Genomic DNA, 1,094 nt, shown 5'->3' with positions numbered 1-1,094 from the left:
ATTTTTGTGTATTTGCGTTTCTTACACATAATCTAACCACTCCTTTATAGTAAATAATTCAAAGCCTTTTAGCTTGTCTTGCTTTTCAATCGCTACCTGCTTATTATCTTGCTCTCTTAGTAGTTCAATTATAGGTCTACCAATATCGAACCACTTGACGACTGTATTAGTTTTAAGTCCGAAATACTTAGCACATTGAGCTTTACAACTAAAGTGTAGCTCTTCTTCTGTAATAGGGTTATAAGCTACTATTTCCCTATCCTTTCGCATTGCCATTATTTAACCACCTTTCTATAAGACAATAGTATCAAATTATTTTATGTTTGTCAATAATAAACTCTAAACCTCTTCAATAAAATACAAATATCTTTCATCAATCGCTTTAATTTCTTCTTTCGTAAACTCTGACTTGAAGTTATTTCTTTCTTCTTTAAACCCTAGGAATAGGAACTTTTCCCCTAGCTCATTTTTAAAAGAGTTTAAATATCCTTTTTTATTGTTCATCAATTTAACGTTGTATTTTTTCATTTGTTCTCCTTTGTTTCTATAAGACTATGATATCAAAAAAAGTTTATACCGTCAAGCATAAACTCTTTTAACTTTCATTCTTCTACTTTCTTTTTGAAGTATTCTAGATGTTTAGCTACTTCATGTTTATCAATTTCTTCTTGTGTCCATTTATAATCTTTATCGTCAGGCAACCTATCAAAATACTGTATTCCATTAACTTTCGATAAAGATGTATAGTTAAACACGGATGACTTAGGCTCTGGAATACAGATATAAAATAACTCATCTTCTTCTACTTCCCATTTGTCACGGTTCAACAATAACCATAAGTGAACTACTTTAGTATACCCACTTAAGCCAAATACTTCTAAAATATTATCATACTTCTTTGTATCGCCAACTTCTACTTCTTCATACAATTTGTCGAAAATTTTTCTGCCAAAACGTTTGCTATATATTGTATCATCAGTATCTAATGTTTGATGTTTTTCTAGCCATTCGTTCAACTCTTTAGAGATAATAATTTTTTTGTCATTTTATTCGCCTTTCCATTGTTTGAAATCATCAGCTATATCTTGTGCAAA

3 protein-coding genes are annotated in these 1,094 nt (G+C 30.1%); all 3 read right to left on the bottom strand.

Annotated elements, in window-relative coordinates; all coding sequences use genetic code 11:
* Window positions 1-21: 21 nt before the first annotated feature.
* Window positions 22-276 carry a hypothetical protein gene (locus FDW96_RS12470; protein ID WP_047692728.1) on the bottom strand — a complete coding sequence of 85 codons (255 nt, stop codon included), beginning with the start codon at window positions 274-276 and terminating at the stop codon, window positions 22-24.
* 63 nt (window positions 277-339) lie between these two features.
* The gene (locus tag FDW96_RS12465; protein ID WP_137365769.1) at window positions 340-528 is read right to left on the bottom strand and encodes a hypothetical protein; all 189 of its coding nucleotides are present in this window, start codon (window positions 526-528) and stop codon (window positions 340-342) included.
* Window positions 529-602: 74 nt separating this feature from the next.
* A complete protein-coding gene (locus FDW96_RS12460) occupies window positions 603-1,016 on the bottom strand; it encodes a hypothetical protein (protein ID WP_197052181.1) in 414 nt (137 codons plus the stop codon).
* Between the last annotated feature and the right edge of the window lie 78 nt (window positions 1,017-1,094).

The organism is Citrobacter sp. TBCS-15 (assembly GCF_005280815.1).
Classification (GTDB): Bacteria; Pseudomonadota; Gammaproteobacteria; order Enterobacterales; family Enterobacteriaceae; genus Citrobacter; species Citrobacter werkmanii.
Note: the sequence above shows the minus strand (reverse complement) of the source record. Positions and strands in the feature narration are given on the sequence as shown.

What these genes read in the sequence shown, in the direction of transcription:
- FDW96_RS12465 (WP_137365769.1), bottom strand. Translation starts at nt 528, where the DNA reads ATGAAAAAATACAACGTTAAATTGATGAACAATAAAAAAGGATATTTA.
- FDW96_RS12470 (WP_047692728.1), bottom strand. Translation starts at nt 276, where the DNA reads ATGGCAATGCGAAAGGATAGGGAAATAGTAGCTTATAACCCTATTACA.